The organism is Stenotrophomonas ginsengisoli (genome assembly GCF_001431485.1).
Classification (GTDB): domain Bacteria; phylum Pseudomonadota; class Gammaproteobacteria; order Xanthomonadales; family Xanthomonadaceae; genus Stenotrophomonas; species Stenotrophomonas ginsengisoli.
The window spans coordinates 11,915-30,453 of record NZ_LDJM01000008.1 but is presented as its reverse complement, the minus strand read 5'-3'; the positions used below and the strand labels follow the sequence as shown (position 1 = coordinate 30,453).

14 protein-coding genes and 1 pseudogene are annotated in these 18,539 nt (G+C 67.9%); 7 read left to right on the top strand and 8 right to left on the bottom strand.

The features are described from left to right. Window positions 1-80: 80 nt before the first annotated feature. From ABB30_RS03025 to ABB30_RS16455, 3 genes are all read left to right on the top strand, one after another. Entirely contained in the window at window positions 81-734 is a 654-nt protein-coding gene (locus tag ABB30_RS03025; RefSeq protein ID WP_152980524.1) for a hypothetical protein, read from the top strand. A gap of 292 nt (window positions 735-1,026) precedes the next feature. Continuing rightward, window positions 1,027-2,094, top strand: coding sequence for a 3-deoxy-7-phosphoheptulonate synthase (locus ABB30_RS03020; protein ID WP_057636832.1), 1,068 nt, complete (start codon window positions 1,027-1,029; stop codon window positions 2,092-2,094). 32 nt (window positions 2,095-2,126) lie between these two features. After that, complete coding sequence (locus ABB30_RS16455; protein ID WP_161808818.1) at window positions 2,127-2,333, top strand: hypothetical protein; 207 nt, start codon at window positions 2,127-2,129, stop codon at window positions 2,331-2,333. 74 nt (window positions 2,334-2,407) lie between these two features. On the opposite strand, the gene ABB30_RS03015 is transcribed toward ABB30_RS16455, so the two are convergent. From ABB30_RS03015 to ABB30_RS03005, 3 genes are read right to left on the bottom strand one after another with little or no spacing between them, the layout of a single operon-like run. Further along, window positions 2,408-5,530 (bottom strand): efflux RND transporter permease subunit, encoded by a 3,123-nt coding sequence (locus ABB30_RS03015; RefSeq protein WP_152980523.1) that lies wholly within the window; start codon window positions 5,528-5,530, stop codon window positions 2,408-2,410. A 2-nt stretch (window positions 5,531-5,532) separates the two neighbouring features. Continuing rightward, the gene (locus tag ABB30_RS03010; RefSeq protein ID WP_057636831.1) at window positions 5,533-8,631 is read right to left on the bottom strand and encodes a multidrug efflux RND transporter permease subunit; all 3,099 of its coding nucleotides are present in this window, start codon (window positions 8,629-8,631) and stop codon (window positions 5,533-5,535) included. Beyond that, window positions 8,628-9,842, bottom strand: a complete 1,215-nt coding sequence (locus ABB30_RS03005) for an MdtA/MuxA family multidrug efflux RND transporter periplasmic adaptor subunit (protein WP_057636830.1) — start codon at window positions 9,840-9,842, stop codon at window positions 8,628-8,630. The genes ABB30_RS03010 and ABB30_RS03005 overlap by 4 nt, the downstream gene beginning before the upstream one ends. Before the next feature lie 210 nt (window positions 9,843-10,052). On the opposite strand from ABB30_RS03005, the pseudogene ABB30_RS16085 reads away from it, so the two are divergent. From ABB30_RS16085 to ABB30_RS02995, 3 genes and pseudogenes are all read left to right on the top strand, one after another. Next, window positions 10,053-10,376, top strand: a pseudogene (locus tag ABB30_RS16085) (GIY-YIG nuclease family protein); the annotation flags it as partial. A gap of 15 nt (window positions 10,377-10,391) precedes the next feature. After that, window positions 10,392-10,697, top strand: a complete 306-nt coding sequence (locus ABB30_RS16080; protein WP_057636879.1) for an ArsR/SmtB family transcription factor — start codon at window positions 10,392-10,394, stop codon at window positions 10,695-10,697. Between the two features lie 95 nt (window positions 10,698-10,792). Continuing rightward, a complete protein-coding gene (locus ABB30_RS02995; RefSeq protein ID WP_057636829.1) occupies window positions 10,793-11,224 on the top strand; it encodes a hypothetical protein in 432 nt (143 codons plus the stop codon). 77 nt (window positions 11,225-11,301) lie between these two features. On the opposite strand, the gene scpC is transcribed toward ABB30_RS02995, so the two are convergent. After that, complete coding sequence (gene scpC / locus ABB30_RS02990; protein ID WP_057636828.1) at window positions 11,302-12,816, bottom strand: succinyl-CoA:acetate CoA-transferase ScpC; 1,515 nt, start codon at window positions 12,814-12,816, stop codon at window positions 11,302-11,304. 314 nt (window positions 12,817-13,130) lie between these two features. Between scpC and glnE the strand changes: the two genes are divergently transcribed. After that, window positions 13,131-15,956 (top strand): bifunctional [glutamate--ammonia ligase]-adenylyl-L-tyrosine phosphorylase/[glutamate--ammonia-ligase] adenylyltransferase, encoded by a 2,826-nt coding sequence (gene glnE, locus ABB30_RS02985; protein ID WP_057636827.1) that lies wholly within the window; start codon window positions 13,131-13,133, stop codon window positions 15,954-15,956. Window positions 15,957-15,960: 4 nt separating this feature from the next. Here the strand turns inward: glnE and ABB30_RS02980 are convergent, their stop codons facing one another. The 4 genes from ABB30_RS02980 to ABB30_RS02965 form a co-directional block, all read right to left on the bottom strand. Then, on the bottom strand, window positions 15,961-16,527 hold the full coding sequence (locus ABB30_RS02980; protein WP_057636826.1) for a VUT family protein: 567 nt from the start codon (window positions 16,525-16,527) through the stop codon (window positions 15,961-15,963). A 74-nt stretch (window positions 16,528-16,601) separates the two neighbouring features. Then, complete coding sequence (locus ABB30_RS02975; RefSeq protein WP_057636825.1) at window positions 16,602-17,132, bottom strand: hypothetical protein; 531 nt, start codon at window positions 17,130-17,132, stop codon at window positions 16,602-16,604. Continuing rightward, window positions 17,129-17,680 (bottom strand): hypothetical protein, encoded by a 552-nt coding sequence (locus tag ABB30_RS02970; RefSeq protein ID WP_057636824.1) that lies wholly within the window; start codon window positions 17,678-17,680, stop codon window positions 17,129-17,131. Before ABB30_RS02970 ends, ABB30_RS02975 begins: the two co-directional genes overlap by 4 nt. Beyond that, window positions 17,677-18,534, bottom strand: a complete 858-nt coding sequence (locus ABB30_RS02965) for a DUF2145 domain-containing protein (protein ID WP_057636823.1) — start codon at window positions 18,532-18,534, stop codon at window positions 17,677-17,679. The genes ABB30_RS02970 and ABB30_RS02965 overlap by 4 nt, the downstream gene beginning before the upstream one ends. Window positions 18,535-18,539: the final 5 nt, after the last annotated feature.

The window sequence follows — 18,539 nt, the reverse complement described above, 5'->3', positions numbered from 1 at the left end:
ATTGTGGGTCAATCTTCGCTCCTGCCTGCCGATACGGTGGGGCGGGCAAACGGCCCGTTTGACCCGGATGAACCCACGCAATGCATTTGAAGACCCTGGCCACCTTGTTGCTGGCCGTTGCCAGCGTATCCACCGCACAGGCCGCTGATGGCCGTTACAGCCTGGGCGCTGGTGTGACCACGCTGGGCTACGGGATGGATGGCAACCTGCGCCTGTCGCCGCGTTTGTCGGCCACCGCCAGCTGGAGCACCTTCAGCGTCGATGGCGATGTGGACACCGATGATGTGGCCTACCGCGGCGAGCTGTCCTCGGACAACGCCACCCTGGCACTGAACTGGCACCCGTTTGCCGGCAGCTTCCACCTCAGCGCCGGTCTGGTCGCCGGTGACCTGCAGGCCGTGGTCACCGGTACCCCGGTGGCCGGCAGCAGCTACACCTTCAATGGGCAGACCTACACTGCGGCCGAGGTTGGCCAGCTGCGCGGCGAGGTGGTGATCAAGGACAACGTGGCCCCGTATGCGGGCATCGGCTGGCGTTCGCAGCGCAAGGGCCTGGGCGGCTATGCGCAGATCGGCGTGATCGCGGCCAAGACCAGCGTTGCCCTGGCCGCGACCGGCATGCTGGCCGATCCGCGCCTGGCTGCCGACCTGGAAGCGGAGCGGCGTTCGCTGGAAGAAGAAGTCGATCTGTCGCTGTACCCGGTGATCGGTGCCGGCCTGGTCTGGCGTTTCTGAGATGAACAGGACGATGCCGGTCGGCAGTGGCCGGCATCGGCAACGCGTTGCATCTGAAACAGTCGCATGCGGGCAATTGCCGTGGTATCACTGTTGGCCATGAACGCAGCCCACGCCAACTTTTACTTTTGGTACTGGTTTCCGAAGCCACTGGCGGAGGAAGGTTTGCGCTCACCCTGAAGAACACCTCAGACGCATACCCGAAGGCCGCCAGCGAAAGCTGGCGGCCTTTTTGATGCCGCCGCTGCCGGGGCCTCACACCACCACGAACACGCTTTGACTGGAGTTTTGCATGCCCCCGCATACCGACGACCTGCGCATCAACAAGCTCGAACCGTTGACCCCGCCGGCCCACCTGATTTCCCTGCTGCCCTGTGACGAGCCGGTCTCGCAGACGGTCAGCGATGCGCGTACCGCGCTGCACCGCATCCTGCACGGCAGCGATGACCGCCTGGCCGTGGTGATCGGCCCGTGCTCCATCCACGATACCGTCGCCGCCATGGAATACGCCCGGCGCCTGCGCCCGCTGCGCGATGCCTACGGTGATGCGCTGGAAATCATCATGCGCGTGTACTTCGAAAAGCCGCGCACCACGGTGGGCTGGAAGGGCCTGATCAACGACCCGGACCTGGACGGCAGCTTCAACATCAACAAGGGCCTGCGCATTGCCCGCGGCCTGCTGCGTGACATCAACGCGATGGGCCTGCCGGCCGGGGTCGAGTTCCTGGATGTGATCAGCCCGCAGTACATCGCCGACCTGGTCGCCTGGGGCGCGATCGGTGCGCGCACCACCGAAAGCCAGGTGCACCGCGAGCTGGCCTCGGGGCTGTCGTGCCCGGTGGGCTTCAAGAACGGTACCGGTGGCGACATCAAGATCGCCGCCGATGCGGTGGGCGCGGCCTCGCACCCGCACCACTTCCTGTCGGTGACCAAGGAGGGCGGCACCGCCATCGTCTCCACCGCCGGCAACCCGGATTGCCATGTGATTCTGCGCGGCGGCAAGGCCCCCAACTTCGATGCCGCCAGCGTCCAGGCCACCAGCGCGGTGCTGGACAAGGCCGGTATCGCGGCGCGCCTGATGATCGATGCCAGCCACGCCAACAGCAGCAAGAAACCGGAAAACCAGCCGGCGGTGGTGGCCGATATCGCCGGGCAGATTGCCGGCGGTGAGCAGCGCATCGTCGGCGTGATGGTGGAAAGCCATCTGGTCGCCGGGCGCCAGGATCTGGTCGAAGGCCAGCCGCTGGCCTACGGCCAGTCCATCACCGATGGCTGCATCGGCTGGGACGATTCGGTGGCCGTGCTGGAGGTGCTGGCCCAGGCCGTGCGTGCGCGTCGTGCCAAGCAGGAGGCTGCATAATCCAGAAATTGGACGTTTCTGGGGAGTGATCAGTGCGTATCAGGTATCGAAAGCCAAGCCTCAAAACAGCTCTCGGGCTTACAGCCGCGAAGAAAAAACTGAAGCGTGATCTCGGTATCTACAAGGTCACAGGCGTTTTGAATGCTCCCAAGAATGCCAAGCGCCGTGTCAAACGAGCTGCGGGCTGGGAATCGGAAGGTGCGAAGCTGTTTCGCTTCATTGCCAGACTTTTCAAATAACAGACACTGAGAAACGGGGCGATGCGCATCAGCGCACCGCCCCGTTGTTGTTTTCCGCGCTGCCGGCAAGCAACTCAGTCCTGCGCCACCGATGCTGCCGGCGTGCGCACGAAGCGGGCGCGCAGGCGGGCAAGGGCCAGGTAGATCGCCGGGGTGGTGTACAGGGTCAGCCACTGGCTGACCAGCAGGCCGCCGACGATGGCAATGCCCAGCGGCTGGCGCATTTCCCAGCCTTCTCCGGTGGCCAGCATCAGCGGCAGGGTGCCGAGCAGGGCGGCCACGCTGGTCATCAGGATCGGACGGAAGCGCAGGCGTGCCGATTCGAGCATTGCTGCCTGCGGGTCCAGGCCCTGCTCGCGTTGTGCGGCGATGGCAAAGTCCACCATCAAGATGGTGTTCTTCATTACAACGCCTACCAGCAGGAACAGCCCCAGCAGGGAGATCAGGTTGAGCTCGTTGCCGAACAGCAGCAGGGCCAGCAGCGCACCCACACCGGCCGAGGGCAGGGTGGACAGGATGGCCAGCGGCAGCACGCTGCTTTCATACAGCACGCCCAGCACCAGATACACCGCCAGGGCGGCGCCGAGCACCAGCCACAGTTGGCGCTGGCGCATTTCATTGACGCTGCCGGCTTCCTCGCCCAGCTTGGCCTGCACGCTGCTGGGCAGCATCACCTCGGCCACGGCGCGTTCGATCGCCGCACTGGCTTCACCCAGGGTCACCCCACTGGCCAGGGCAAAGGAAATGCGCGTGGACAGGAACTGCTCACGGTGCTGGATGCGGTCCGGGGCCATACCGTAATCCCAGTGCGCAAAGCTGCTCAGCGGCACCCGGCTGCCATCGGCGGCAATCGTGTTGACCTGTTCCAGGGTGGTGGGCGACTGGGTGTAGCGCGGGTCCAGCTCCATCACCACCCGGTACTGGTTCAGGCTGTCGTACAGGGTGGCCACCTGGCGCTGGCTGAAGGAGTTGTTGAGCACGCTGGAGAGCAGGCGCATGTCCACCCCGAGCTGGCTGGCTTTCTCGCGGTCCACTTCCAGCTTGACCTGGCGCATGCCCTCGTCACCGCTGGATTCCACGTCCTCCAGCTGCGGCAGCGCGGCCAGGGCCTGCTGCAGGCGCGGGGTCCATTCGCGCAGCGGCGCGATGTCGGCGGCCAGCAGCTGCAGGTCGTAGTTGCCATCGTCATTGCCGCCACCACCGCCGACGCGGATGTCCTGGTCCACCGACAGCCACATGTTGCCGCCGGGCACCTTGGGCAGGCTGGCACGGATGCGGTCCACCACCTCGCGCGCGCTGGCATCGCGCTGGTCCAGCGGCTTGAGCTGGACCATCACCATGCCGTTGTTGACCCCGGTGCCACCGCCGATGAAACCGCCGATCTGGGCCACTGCCGGGTCATCCATCAGCACCTGGCGGTAGGCGGCGATCTTGGGCTGCATCACCTGGAAGGACAGGCCGTCATCGCCGCGCATGAAGCCGCGCAGCTGGCCGCTGTCCTGCTGCGGGATGGTGCCGCGCGGCACCTTGTCCAGCAGCAGCACGTTCAGTGCGATCACCGCCACCAGCACGCCCAGCATCAGCGGCACGTGGCGCAGGCAGGCGCCCAGGCTGCGCAGGTAGGCCGCGCGCAGGCCCTCGAAGACCAGGCTGCCCAGACGCTGCCACGGGCCTTCCACCCGCTGCGGGTCGTGCGCACGCAGCAGGCGCGCGCACAGGGCCGGGGTCAGGCTGATGGAGACCAGCAGGGAGACGAACATCGCCGCCACCAGGGTCAGCGAGAACTCGCCGAACAGGCGTTTGACGAAGTCATCCATGAACAGGATGGAGATGAACACCACCGCCAGGGCCAGGTTCATCGACAGCAGGGTGGCGCCGACCTCGCGTGCCCCGGTGATCGCCGCCTTGAGTGGCGAGAGCCCCTCGTCGATATGGCGGGCGATGTTCTCCAGCACCACGATCGCGTCATCCACCACCAGCACCGCGGCCACGATCAGGGCCATCAGCGAGAAGGTGTTGAGCGAGAAGCCCCACAGCCAGATCAGGAACAGCGCACCGAACAACGACACCGGAATGGCCAGGGTCGGGATCAGTGCGGCGCGCCAGTGGCCGAGGAAGGCCAGCACCACCAGCACCACCAGGGCCACGGCCAGCACCAGAGTCAGCTCGGCCTCGCGCAGGGTGGCGCGGATCACCGGCGAGCGGTCCATCACCACGCTCATCTGCATGCCGTCGGGCAGCAGCGCGGTCAGGGTGTCCATCTGCGCGTGGATCGCATCCACGGTGGCAATGATGTTGGCGCTGGGCTGCCGGCTGACCACCAGCAGTACCGCATCGTTGTTGTTGTGGAAGCCGGCGGCGTAGCGGTTTTCGGTGCCGTCGCTGACCTGGGCCACATCGCGCAGGTGTACCGGGCGGCCATCGCGCATGGCCACCACCAGGTCCTGGTACTGCGCGGCATGGCGCAGCTGCAGGCTGGCCTCCACCTGCCACTGCTGCTCGCCGGCGGCCACCTGGCCGAGCGGGCGCAGCGCATTGGCATTGCGGATCGAGCCGGCCACATCGTCCAGGGCGATGCCGTACTGGTTCAGTGCGGTGGGGTTGAGCGAGACGCGCACCGCCGGCAGCGAGCTGCCACCGGCCTCGACCTGGCCCACGCCCGGCACCTGGGCGATCTTCTGCGCGATCACCGTGGAGGCGACATCGTAGATTTCACCCGGGCTGTGGCTGGCCGAGCTCAACGCCAGGATCAGCACCGGTGCCTGCGAGGGATTGATCTTGCGGTACTGCGGCATGCCCGGCATGCCCGCTGGCAGCTGCGCGCGGGCGGCATTGATGGCCGCCTGCACCTCGCGCGCGGCCTCATCGACATTGCGCTCCAGCGAGAACTGCAGGTCGATGCGGGCATTGCCCTGGTTGGACGAGGAGGTCAGCCGGGTCACCCCGGGGATCGTGCCCAGGGCGCGTTCCAGCGGCGTGGCCACGGTGGCGGCCATCGATTCGGGGCTGGCGCCGGGCAGGCTGGCGCTGACCTGGATGGCCGGGTAATCCACCTGCGGCAGCGGTGCCACCGGCAGGCGCACAAAGGCCAGGATGCCGGCCAGCACCACCGCGATGGCCAGCAGCAAGGTGGCCACCGGGCGCAGGATGAAGGTGCGCGACAGGTTCACCGGCTCGGGGGTGTGGGTGTGCTGCATGCTCAGGCCCCGGCGTTGTCAGCGGTGGCGCTGGCCACGCCGTTGCCACGCACGAAGCGGTTGAAGAACAGGTAGATCACCGGCGTGGTGAACAGGGTCAGCACCTGGCTGACGATCAGCCCGCCGACCATCACCAGGCCCAGCGGCTGGCGCAGCTCGGCACCGGAGCCGGCGGCAAACATCATCGGCACGGCGGCAAACAGCGCGGCCAGGGTGGTCATCAGGATCGGCCGGAAGCGCAGCAGGGCGGCCTGGTGGATCGCCTGTTGCGGCGTCATGCCGTGTTCGCGCTGCGCCTCCAGGGCGAAGTCGATCATCATGATCGCGTTCTTCTTGACCAGGCCGATCAGCAGGATGATGCCGATCACCGCGATCAGGTCCAGGCTGCGCCCGGAGAGCAGCAGCGCGGCCAGCGCACCGACGGTGGCCGAGGGCAGGGTGGAGAGGATGGTCACCGGGTGGATGAAGCTCTCGTAGAGCACGCCCAGCACGATGTACATCACCAGCACCGCGGCCAGGATCAGCCACAGGGTGGAGGACAGCGAGTTCTCGAACGCCGCCGCCGCACCCTGCAGGCGCAGCTCGACGCTGGCCGGCATGCCGATCGCCTCGCGTGCGCCCTCGATCGCCGCCACTGCCTCGCCCAGCGAGGCGCCCTGCGCCAGGTTGAAGGACAGGGTCACCGCCGGGAACTGGCCCAGGTGGCTGACCTGCAGCGCGGTGGCGCGGGTGGAGATGCGGGCCAGGCCGGCCAGCGGGGTCTGCTGGCCATCGGCGGTGGTGACGTGGATGCGGCCGATGTCCTGCGGGCCCAGCTGCTGCTCCGGGTGCGCTTCGAGCACCACCCGGTACTGGTTGGCATGGGTGAAGATGGTGGAGATCTGGCGCTGGCCGAAGGCGTCATACAGCGCATCGGCGATGCTGGTCACCGGCACCCCGAGGCGCGCGGCGGCATCGCGGTCGATGTCCACATAGGCCTGCAGGCCACGGTTGGCCAGGTCACTGGCCACGTCACGCAGGGCCGGTTGCTGCTGCAGGTGGGCCAGCAGGCGCTCGGTCCACAGGGCCAGCGCGTCGGCATCCGGGGTGGTCAGGGCGAACTGGTACTGGGTGCGGCTGATCCGGTCCTCGATGCTCAGCTCCTGCACCGGTTGCAGGTACAGGCTGATGCCGGGGATGCGGTCCACCCGCTGCTGCAGGCGGGCAATGATTTCCTGCGCGCCGGCATCGCGCTGGCCGTGTGGCTTGAGCTCGATCAGCAGGCGGCCGGAATTGAGGGTGGCGTTGGCCCCGTCCACACCGATGAAGGAGGACACGCTGGCCACGTCCGCATCTTCCAGCACCGCTTCGGCCAGGGCCTGCTGGCGGCGTGACATCGCCTCGAACGAGATCGACTGCGGCGCCTCGCTGATGCCCTGCACCAGGCCGGCATCCTGCAATGGGAAGAAGCCCTTGGGCACGGCCAGGTACAGCACGGCGGTGAGCACCAGGGTGGCCACGGTGGCGATCAGCATCAGCGGCTGGCGGGCCAACACCCAGTGCAGGCCACGGTCATACCGGGCAACCACCCGGTCGAAGATGTCGCCCTGGGCCGCACCCTCGCCATGGGCGGCGGCATGCGGGTTGGCCTTGAGGAAACGCGCGCACAGCATCGGGGTCAGGGTCAGCGACACCACCAGCGAGATGCCGATGGCTACCGCCAGGGTGATCGCAAACTCGTGGAACAGCTTGCCGACCACATCGCCCATGAACAGCAGCGGGATCAGCACCGCAATCAGCGACACGGTCAGCGAGACCAGGGTGAAACCAATCTGGCGGGCGCCATCCAGTGCCGCCTGCAGGCGGCTCTTGCCCATCTCCATGTGGCGGGCGACGTTTTCCAGCATCACGATCGCATCGTCCACCACAAAGCCGGTGGCGATGGTCAGCGCCATCAGGGTCAGGTTGTTGAGCGAATAGCCGGCCAGCAGCATCACCGCAAAGGTGCCGATCAACGACAGCGGCACCGCGATGGAGGGAATGATGGTGGCCGGGATGGTGCGCAGGAACACGAAGGTGACCAGCACCACCAGGCCGATGGCCAGCACCAGCTCGTGCTGCACGCCCTTGATCGAGGCACGGATGGATTCGGTGCGGTCGCTGAGCACGCTCACCGTCACCGCGGCCGGCATCGCGCTGCGCAGCTGCGGCAGCAGGGCATGGATGCTGTCCACCACGCCGATCACATTGGCCCCGGGCTGGCGCTGGATGTTGAGCAGGATTGCCGGGGTGGTGCCCGACCAGGCCGCCAGCTGGCGGTTTTCCGGGCCCTGCTCGACGCTGGCCACATCGCCCAGGCGCAGCGGGGCGCCATCGCGGTAGCTCAGGATCAGGTTGCGGTACTCATCCACCGAACGCATCTGGTCGTTGGCATCGAGCATGATCGCGCGGGTCGGGCCATCGAAGCTGCCCTTGGGCAGGTTGACGTTGGCGGCGGTGATGGCGCGGCGGATATCGGCCATGCCGATGCCGGTGGCCGCCAGTTGCTGCGGGTTGACCGCAATGCGCACCGCCGGGCGTTGCCCGCCGGCAATGCTGACCATGCCCACGCCCGGCAGCTGCGACAGGCGCTGGGCCATGCGCGTATCGACCAGGTCATACACCTGCGGCAGGCTCAGGCCATCGGCGGTGATGGCCAGGGTCAGGATCGGGGTGTCGGCCGGGTTGACCTTGCGGTATACCGGCGGCATCGGCAGGTCGCCGGGCAGGAAGCTGTTGGCCGCATTGATGGCCGCCTGCACTTCCTGCTCGGCCACGCCCAGGTCCACTTCCAAAGCGAACTGCAGGGTAATGACCGAGGCGCCGCCGGAGCTGGTCGAGCTCATCTGTTTCAGGCCCGGGATCTGCCCCAGGCGGCGTTCCAGCGGCGCGGTCACCGCGCTGGTGGTCACCGTCGGGCTGGCGCCGGGGTAGAGCGTGGTGATCTGGATGATCGGGTAGTCGACCTGGGGCAGGGCGGCCACCGGCAGCAGGCGGTAGGCGAAGATGCCGGCAATCAGCATTGCCAGCATCAGCAGCGAGGTCGCTACCGGGCGCAGGATGAAGGTGCGCGACAGGTTCATGCGCCGGCCGTGGCGTCAGCCTTGTCCTTGGCCGGTGCGGCGGCGGCATCGGCCGGGTCGGCCACCACCTCCACCTTGGCCCCTTCGCGCAGGTTGTCGATGCCTTCCAGCACTACCCGCTCCCCGGCGGCCAGGCCGGCCATCACCGCCACGTTCTCGCCTTCGGCCGCGCCCAGGCGCACATCGCGCAGGCTGGCGGTGTTGTCCGCGCTGATCACATACACATAGGTGCCATTACTGCCGAACTGCACCGCCGCATTGGGGATCACCACCGCATCGGCACTGCTCACCGCCAGGCGGATGTTGACGAACTGGTTGGGGAACAGGGCGTCACCGGCGTTGTCGAACACCGCCCGCAGCTTCAAGGTGCCGGTGGCCGTATCAATGCGGTTGTCCACGCTGGCCAGCTTGCCGTTGGCCAGGACCTGCTTTTCGCTGCGGTCCCAGGCTTCCACGGCCAGCTCCGGGGTCATGCGCACGGCCTCGATCACCGGGCCGATGTCGGCCTCGGGGATGGTGAACAGCACGCTGATCGGGTTGGTCTGGGTGATGGTGGCAATGCCGTCGGCATCGCCGCTGCGCACCAGGTTGCCCAGGTCCACCGCACGCAGGCCCATGCGCCCGGCCACCGGCGCGGTGATGCGGGTATAGCCCAGCTGCAGGCGGGCCTCGTCGACGGCGGCCTGGTCACTCTGCAGGCGGCCCTCGAGCTGGCGCACCAGCGACTGCTGGTTGCTCAGGTCCTGGGCGGCCACGTATTTCTGTTCGTGCAGCTCGGCGTAGCGGCGCAGCTGGTTGCGGGCGTTTTCCAGCTCGGCCTGGTTCTGCTTCTGCGTGCCCAGGGCCTGGGCCAGGGCCACCTCGTACGGGCGCGGGTCGATCTGCGCCAGCAGGTCACCGGCGGCCACCTGCTGGCCTTCGGCAAAGGCAATGCGCACCAGCTCGCCTTCCACCCGGCTGCGCACGGTCACCGTGTGCAGGGCGGTCACCGTGCCCAGCGCCTTGATGCGCACGGTCAGGTCCTGCTGGCGGGCATCCACCACGCGTACCGGCACCACCCGTTCGCCACGGCCGCCACCAGGGCCACCACGGCCCGGGCCATTGCCGGCGTCCTTGTCGCCACTGCAGGCAACCGTGGTCAGGGCCAGGGCGCTGGCCAGCATCAGCAGGCGCAGCAGGGAGGGGGAGCGGAACGAGGGGCGTGGCGACATGGGCGTATGCGTCCAGCCATGCGGCCGGGCGTCCTGTGTAGGGAGTTGTGTGTCGTCGGCTGGCCGTAAGCGCGGGCAACGGCGTGGCGTGATGCGGATCTGCAGGGCAGTGGGCCCATGGTACAGGCCCGCCTTGGGCGTCCGGCATGACCTTGGTCATGGCCGGTGTATCGGAATGTATCGGCTGCCCGCAGTGGCGATAATGCACCGATGTCCGCTGCTTCCCGCCCTTGGTATGTGTACCTGCTGCTGTGCCAGGACGGCAGCTACTACGCCGGCATCAGCACCGATGTGCAGGCCCGTTTTGCCGCCCACCTGGCCGGCAAGGGCGCCCGTTACACCCGTTCCCACCGCCCGCTGCAGGTGCTGGCCCAGCGGCAGGTGCAAGGCCGTGCGGCGGCGTTGCGCGCCGAACATGCGCTCAAACAGCTGCCCAAGGCGCGCAAGCTGGCCTGGTTTGATGCGCCGCTGCCCGGTTTGGCTGGCGCTGCAGATGCCCATGCTAGATTGCCTGATACCTCTTCCGAGCCCCTGCCCGAGCCTGCCGTGATGGACGCGCGCGACCAACAATTCCTGCGTGAGGGGGCCGGCCAGGCCGCTGCCCTGCTGCGCTCGGTCGGCAACGAAAACCGCCTGCTGGTGCTGTGCCTGCTGATCGAGCACGGCGAGCTGGCCGTGGGGCAACTGCTCGAACATGTGGCGCTGACCCCGCCAGCGTTGTCCCAGCACCTGTCACGCATGCGCAGCGACGGCCTGATCGACTACCGCCGCCAGGCGCAGACCCTGTACTACCGCATCACCAACCCGGCGGTGGCCGAGCTGGTGGCCACCCTCAAGCGCATCTACTGCCCTTGACCTGCAGTCCTGTGTTTGCAGGGGCGTGATGACTGTGGTGTGCTGCGTTCTGACACAACCCACATTGGAGAGCAGGCATGCGCGGTGCACGCAGGATGGTGGCAGCCATTGGGCTGGTGTTGCTGGGCGCTGGCCTTGTGCCACCAGCCATGGCCGATGACGGCAGCTGGGGGCTGCAGCAGGGTAATCCGGTGCCGGTCTGCAAGCCACCTGGCCAGCGCGCCTGGCTGCAGCAATTGCGCTGTGCCGATGGCAGTGCGTTGTCCTGGCGGCGCATCGGCAGCATCGGTACCCGCACGCCAATGCTGGCGGATTTCCCCATCGCCACGTTGGAAAAGTACATGAGTGGCGAGCCGCTGGCCGACGGCGAGGTGGATTACCACATGGTCGACGGCTATCAGGTTGATTGTGGCGGCAAGGTGCAGCAGCTGTACCTGGACATGTACCACTGCGAGCTGCCCGCGCCGCAACGGGCACCGGCCGGCTTCCTGTTCGTGGCTGCCGAGCCGGGCGGCAGCGATTCCTGAGCGCATCGGTGTTCAAACGCACAACGCCCGGCAATGCCGGGCGTTGTGGTGTTGCATCAGCGCAGGCGCGTGATCAATTACGGCTTCATCGAGCCGGTCTTGATGTAGCGCTGGTGCCAGGACAGCGACTCGTCCAGCAGGTGTGGGGTGTGGCGGCCGTAGCCATCACGCATCGCACGCTCGAAGTAGTCGTTCAGTGCATCGCGGAAGTCCGGGTGGGCGCAGTTGTCGATGACCACGCGGGCCCGCTTGCGCGGTGCCAGGCCACGCAGGTCGGCCAGACCCTGCTCGGTGACGATGATCGACACGTCGTGCTCGGTGTGGTCCACGTGGCTGACCATCGGCACGATGGCCGAGATGTCGCCGCCCTTGGCCAGCGACGGGCTCAGGAAGGTGGACAGGAAGCCGTTGCGGGTGAAGTCGCCCGAACCGCCGATGCCGTTCATGATGCGGCTGCCCATCACGTGGGTGGAGTTGACGTTGCCGTACAGGTCGGCCTCGATCATGCCGTTCATGCCGATGCAGCCCAGGCGACGCACCAGTTCCGGATGGTTGGAGATTTCCTGGGTGCGCATGATGATGCGCTCGCGGTAGAACTTGATGTTGTGCTTGAACTCTTCGTTGGCTTCCGGGCTCAGGGCGAAGCCGGTGCACGAGGCGTAATCGAGCACACCGCTCTTGAGCAGGTCCAGCATGCCGTCCTGGATCACCTCGGTGAAGGCGGTCAGGCCACGGAAGCCGCTCTCGGCCAGGCCGGCGAGCACGGCATTGGGGATGTTGCCCACGCCGGACTGCAGCGGCAGCAGGTTGGCCGGCAGGCGGCCCTTGCTCACTTCGTGCTTGAGGAAGTCGATCAGGTGGGCCGCGATCAGCTTGGAATCGTTGTCGATCGCCTTGAACGGCGAGTTGCGGTCCGGGCCATGGGTATGCACCACGGCCACGATCTTGGACGGGTCCACCTTCAGGGTGGTCTGGCCGATGCGGTCATTGGCGTTGACCAGCGGGATCGGCTTGCGGTGCGGCGGCAGGGCGGTGCCGTAGTACACGTCATGCATTCCCAGCACGTCTTCCGGCTGCCAGTCGTTGACCTCGATGATCACCTTCTTGGCCAGGTCCAGCCAGGTCTTGTTGTTGCCCACCGAGGTGGAAGGCACCAGCGAGCCGTCTTCCAGGATCGAGGAGACCTCGACCACGGCGGTGTCGATGTCGCCGTAGAAACCGAACCACACGTGCTGGGCAACGTGGGACAGGTGGATGTCGATGTAGTCCAGCTCACCGGCATTGATGCGCTTGCGGGCATCCGGGTCGGTCTGGAACGGCATGCGCAGGGCCAGGCCTTCGGCCTTGGCCAGGGCACCGTCCAGCTCCGGCGCGGTGGATGCACCGGTGAGCAGGTTGATCTTGAATTCCTGGCCGGCCGAATGCGCGGTTTCGATGCGCTGGGCCAGCGCCACCGGCACCGCCTTCGGGTAGCCCGAACCGGTGAAGCCGCTCATGGCGACGGTCTCGCCCGGCTGGATCAGGGCAGCGGCAGCCTCGGCAGAGACGACCAGATCGCGCATGCGCGCGTTGTGGATGCGGGCTTCAGACATGATCTATGCAACATCGTGTGGGATGGATTGATTATCGGCCATATGACCGCCGATGAGGTGTGCGACCTTGGTGTAATCGATTGTTTTTACTGAATATGTCGCCCAGCAGAATATGCCTATGCAAGATCAAGGCGAAGTGACAGGTATTGCTTTTTTTGCACTGCAGCGTGCAACTTGCCTGACAGCCAGACAAGATCGCCCTGCATCCCGACGTGGGGGAGGGAGCAGGGCCCGCTGGCAGTTCGCTGCAAGCGGGCTTTTTTATGTCCGCCTTTCGGCCGCCATCCGCCCCCGCCCGCTGCCAAATGGCTGTTATGACTGCTTTTGCTGCCCCGTTGTCGCCGGCCCTGCAGGCCCACCTCGAACGCGCGCTGGCGCGTCTGGAACCCGTGCTGGCCGCCTTGTCGCAGCCGCTGGACGCCGCCCAGCTGGCCCTGCTGCAACGTCTGCTGGTGGTCAGTGACTTTGCCGCCGACACCCTGCTGCGCCAGCCGGCCCTGCTCTCCACCTTGCTGAGCAAGGCCTGTCCGCCGATCGAACGGCCCTTGCTCGACCCGGCCCAGCCCGCCGAATGGCCGGTGCTGCTGCGCCGCTACCGCACCGCGGCCTCGACCCGCCTGATCTGGCGTGACATCGCCGGCCTGGACCGGGTCGAGGACACCCTGGCCGGCGCCACGGCGCTGGCCGAAACCTGCCTGGGCCTGGCCCTGGCCGTGCTGGAGGCCGAGTTCGCCCAGCGCCATGGGCTGGTGCGGGCCGAGGACGGCAGCGTGCAGCGGCTGGTGGTGTTCGGCCTGGGCAAGCTGGGCGGCGGCGAACTGAACTTCTCCTCCGACATCGACCTGGTCTATGCCTACCCGCAGGCGGGCGAGAGCGATGGCCCGCGTGCACTGGCTGCGGAGGAATACTTCGCCCGCCTCGGCCAGCGCCTGGCGCGCCTGCTCGATGACACCACCGTGGATGGCTTCAGCCACCGCGTGGACCTGCGCCTGCGCCCGTTCGGCAGTGCCGGCCGGGTGGCGTTGTCGTTTGCCGGCATGGACCTGTACTTCCAGCGCGAAGGCCGCGACTGGGAGCGCTATGCCTGGCTCAAGGCGCGCGCGGTGGCCGGTGACATCGATGCCGGCGAGACCTGGCTGGCCACGTTGCGCCCGTTCGTCTACCGCCGCTATCTGGATTTCACCGCGCTGGACGGCCTGCGCGAAATGAAGGCGGCGATCAATGCCGAGGTGGCCCGCAAGGGCATGGGTGAAGACATCAAGCGTGGCCCCGGTGGCATCCGCGAGATCGAATTCCTGGCCCAGTCGCTGCAGCTGATCCGTGGTGGCCGCGAGCCGGCCCTGCGCGAGCGGCGGCTGATGCCGGCGCTGGCCGCGCTGGTGGCCAATGGCCAGATTGCCGCGGTTACCGGCCAGCAGCTGCTCGATGCCTACCGCCACCTGCGGGTGCTGGAAAACCGCCTGCAGATGCTGCGCGATGCGCAGACCCATCGTTTTCCCGAGGATGCGCTGGACCGTGAGCGCATCGCCATCGGCCTGGACCATGCCGGTTGGGACGCCCTGCTGGCTGCCTGGCAGCCGGTGCGTGACCTGGTCAACGGCGAATTTGCCGCCCTGCTGGCTCCGCGCCGTGGCCAGGCCGCGCCGGATGCGCTGACCAGCTACTGGCGTGGCCTGCCCGAGGGCGGCGATGCCCAGGTACTGGAACAGGCCGGCTTTGTCGATGCGCAGGGGGCCGACCAGGCTTTGCGCGAATTTGCCGCCAGCCATGGGGTGGTGTCGTTGTCCGACCAGGCGCGGGCGCGTCTGGACCGGGTCCTGCCGGCCCTGCTGCAGGCCGCTGCCGCCACTGCCCAGGCCGATGCCGCACTCAAGCGCGTGCTCGGCCTGCTGCAGGCCATCGCCCGGCGTACCTCCTACCTGGCCCTGCTCGACGAGCAGCCCAGTGCGCTGTCGCGCCTGGTCAACGTGTTCTCGCGCAGTGCGCTGCTGGCCGAGCGGCTGGTGGCCTATCCGCTGCTGCTGGACGAATTGCTTGATACCCGGGTCGGCGGGCCGATCCCGCCGCCGGCAGCGGTCAGTGCCGCGTGTGCGGCGGCCCTGCAGATCGATGACCCGGAAGGGGCGTTGCGGGCCTTGAACGAAACCCGCCTGGCCCTGAGCTTCCGCATGGCCCTGGCCTTCCATGACGGCCGCCAGGACGCCATTGCCTGCACCGGTCAGCTGGCCCAGCTGGCCGACGCGGTGGTGGATGTGGTCTACCGCATGGCCCTGGCCGAGGTCGAGCACGCCCACGGCGTCATTGCCGGAGGGCGCTTTGCGATCATTGGCTACGGCTCGCTGGGTGGCAACGAGCTGGGCTTCGGCTCGGACCTGGATCTGGTGTTCCTGCATGACCAGCCGGCGGGCTGCGAGGGCAGTGACGGCAAGCGCCCGCTGGATGCCGGGCGCTACTACGCCCGTCTGGCGCAGAAGGTGATGTCCCTGCTCGGCGCGGTCACCGCCGGTGGCCGCCTGTATGACACCGATGTGCGCCTGCGCCCGGATGGCGGCAAGGGGGCACTGGTGTCCTCGCTGGCCAGCTACACCGAATACCAGCGCGAGCGTGCCTGGACCTGGGAGCACCAGGCCCTGGTGCGGGCCCGCCCGGTGGCCGGCGATGCCAGCCTGATGGCCGATTTCAGTGCGGTGCGCGCGGCGACTCTGGGCCGTGAGCGTGACCGCGCGGCGCTGGTGGAGGATGTGGTCAAGATGCGCGGCCGCATGCGTGCCGAACTGGACCGCTCCGATGCGGCGCGGCTGGATCTCAAACAAGGCGCGGGTGGTGTGGTGGACCTGGAGTTCCTGCTCCAGGCCGGGGTGCTGGCCCTGGCCAGTACCCATCCGGGCCTGCTGGAAAGCGCCAGCAGCCGGGTGCTGATCGATGCCCTCGGCCAGGCCGGCTGGTTTGCGCCGGGCACGGTGGTGGCCCTGCACCAGGCCCATGCCACCCTGCTGGACAGTGGCCTGGCCTGCACCCTGGACCGGCGCCCGCGCCTGGCCGTGCGCAATGAGGCCATCGACGATGCGGTACAACTCATCGTCCAGGCCGGGCAGCAGGTGGGGGTGGTGTTCGACGCGGCGCCGGACGTGGCCGGCTGAGGCCTCAGCGCCCGCTCGGGTTGCCGGGTACGGCCAGCTTCCACAGGGCAATGCGGAAGGGCAGCAGCAGGCCCACGGCAATGGCCAGCTTCACCGCCAGGTCGCCCAGGGCCCAGCTGACCCACGGCAAGGGCTCACCGGCGAAGGACACGCTCCAGAAGATGGCCGTGTCCAGGCTGGCCGAACACACGCTGGCCACCAGCGGCGCACGCCACCAGCGGCCATGGCGCAGGCGGTCGAACACGCCGATGTCCAGCAGCTGGGAGGCAATGAAGGCCAGGCACGAGCCGATGGCGATGCGCGGGCTGGCCAGCCAGATCGAGGCCAGCACGGCCAGGGCGAAGCCGGCCCAGGCCACCTTGCGCGCGGCTTCGGGTCCGAAGCGGCGGTTGACCAGGTTGGAGACCAGGAAGGCCACCGGGTAGGAGAACGCGCCCCAGGTCAGCCAGTCGTTGATCGGGTACATCACCAGGATGTTGGAGCCGAGCACGACCACACCCATGGCCAGCACCGCCAGCAGCAGGTCGCGCTGGCGCAGCGGGGCAAACAGCAGGGCATCACGCAGGGACATCGTGCTCGTCGGGTCAATCAGGGAAGTGGGGGATTATCGGCCCCGGCGGCTTTACCGGGGCCAAAAACCGGCGTTTACAGTGCCTGGCTGTGCTGGCTGGCCGCCGCTTCGATGCTCGGCACGAAGGCCAGCGCCGGGCCATCGCCGTTGGCATCGCGCAGCAGCCAGCCGGTGTCCTGGCTGCTGGGCTGGAAGGCGATCAGCTGGTCCACGGCGAAACCGGCGGTGGGGTCATCGGCGCGCGCCGGCCATTGCACCAGGGCCTGGTTTTCCGGGTTTTGCGGGTCCTGCAGGTGGATAGCACGGCCGCCGTCGGCGGTGTCCTCGATCAGCTGCACCCGCATCGGCGGCAGGCTGGCGGTCTTGTCGCCGGCATCGGCGCTGGCGCGGTCCAGGGCCCGGCCGGTGGCCCGGGAGGCACTGCGCGCGCCCACATAGGCGGCATAGAACGGGCCGGAGACCACCATCACCGCACTGACTCCGGTGACCAGCACCGAGGCCTGTGACGGGGTCAGGATCAGGCGGTCCATGCCGGCGTTGGCCGGCGGCACCAGGCCCAGCCCCAGCACGGCAGCGCACAGGCCCGCACGCAGGGCCCGGCTCACGGCTGGCCGCCCGGCGCGGTGGCCTGCTGCAGGGTGTCGCTGTGGCTGTTGAGCAGGGCCTGGCCGGTGGGCACGAAGGCCAGCGCATCGCCCTGTGCCGTGCCGTCGCGCAGCAGCCAGCCACTGCCTTCCTCGCTGCTGGTGAAAGCCACGTTCTGGCCGACGCGGAAGCTGCCGGCCGGGTCATCGGCACGGGCCGGCCACTGCAGCTGGGCCGTGTTTTCCGGGTTGGCCGGGTCCTGCAGCAGCACTTCGCGGCCGCCGTCCTCGCGCTCCTTGATCGACTTCACTTCCATGTCCGGGACCTGCTCGGCCTTGATCTCCGGGGCCGCTGCGCGGTTGGCGGCCGCCGTCGAGGCCTTGATCGAACCGCCGACCACGGCGGTGGACAGCATCACCGGGATCGAGATCACCAGCATCGGGCTGTACACGGCCAGCACGGTGGAGGCCTGCGAGCCGGTCATCTCGTCGCCGGCCTGGGCCAGCGGGGCCAGCAGCAGGCTGGCGGCAAGGGTGGCGCCGAGCAGGCGGGTGCGGGGCAGGGTCATGGCGTGGTTCCTTGTGCAGGGGAGGGCAGGTGGCGGTGCGGGATGGACAGCTCCTGCTGCAGCACTTGCTGGTCATGCAGGAAGTTGAACACCGATTCCACCGTCACCACCGAGTAGTTGCCGGAAATGCGTTCGCTGGCCGGGTGGTCGGTCACGGCCACGTTGTCGACGAAGAAGCGTGCGCCCAGGCGTTTGCCCAGGCCGATGTGCAGGCGGCTGGGCAGGTAGCCGTTGTCCTTGAGCCAGTGCCGGGTCTTGCTGCGTGCATCGAGCACGCTGCCGTCGCGGCTGTGGGCGATGGCCGCGGCCAGCATCTCCAGCACCCACTGGTTGGAGTTCTGGTAGTCATCGCCACCGGGCCAGGCCAGCATGCTGTAGCGCGGCTGGTGCAGGGCATGGGCCAGCGGCGCATCACCGGCCAGCAGCTGGCGCAGGGCGCTGGCCACCTCGGCGCTGGGAATACCCACGCGCAGGTTGCTGCTCACCGACGATTCGCCCAGCAGGTTGACCAGGCCCTCGCGGTAGAGCTGGGAGGTATCGCCCTTGCAGCGGTTGAGCAGGTGGTAGACCTGCCATTGCTGCGCATCGTCGCGCAGCAGGATGGCCAGGTGGCTGTGGCGCAGGCCGTACTTGCTCAGGTCCTGGCCGCCACGGGCGGCAATGGCCACGTCCACCCCGTCCAGCGCATCCAGGCGCTGGCTGGTGACGCTGGCCATGTCGAACATCGCGGCCATGGTTTCCGGCGGCGGGTAGCGCGGGGTGCAGGCCGGTTGCTGGGCCTGGGCCAGGCCGGCAACGGCGAGCAGGGCAAGGGTGAGCAGGCCGCGTCCGGGCCGGGGGGGAACTCGGGGCATCGACA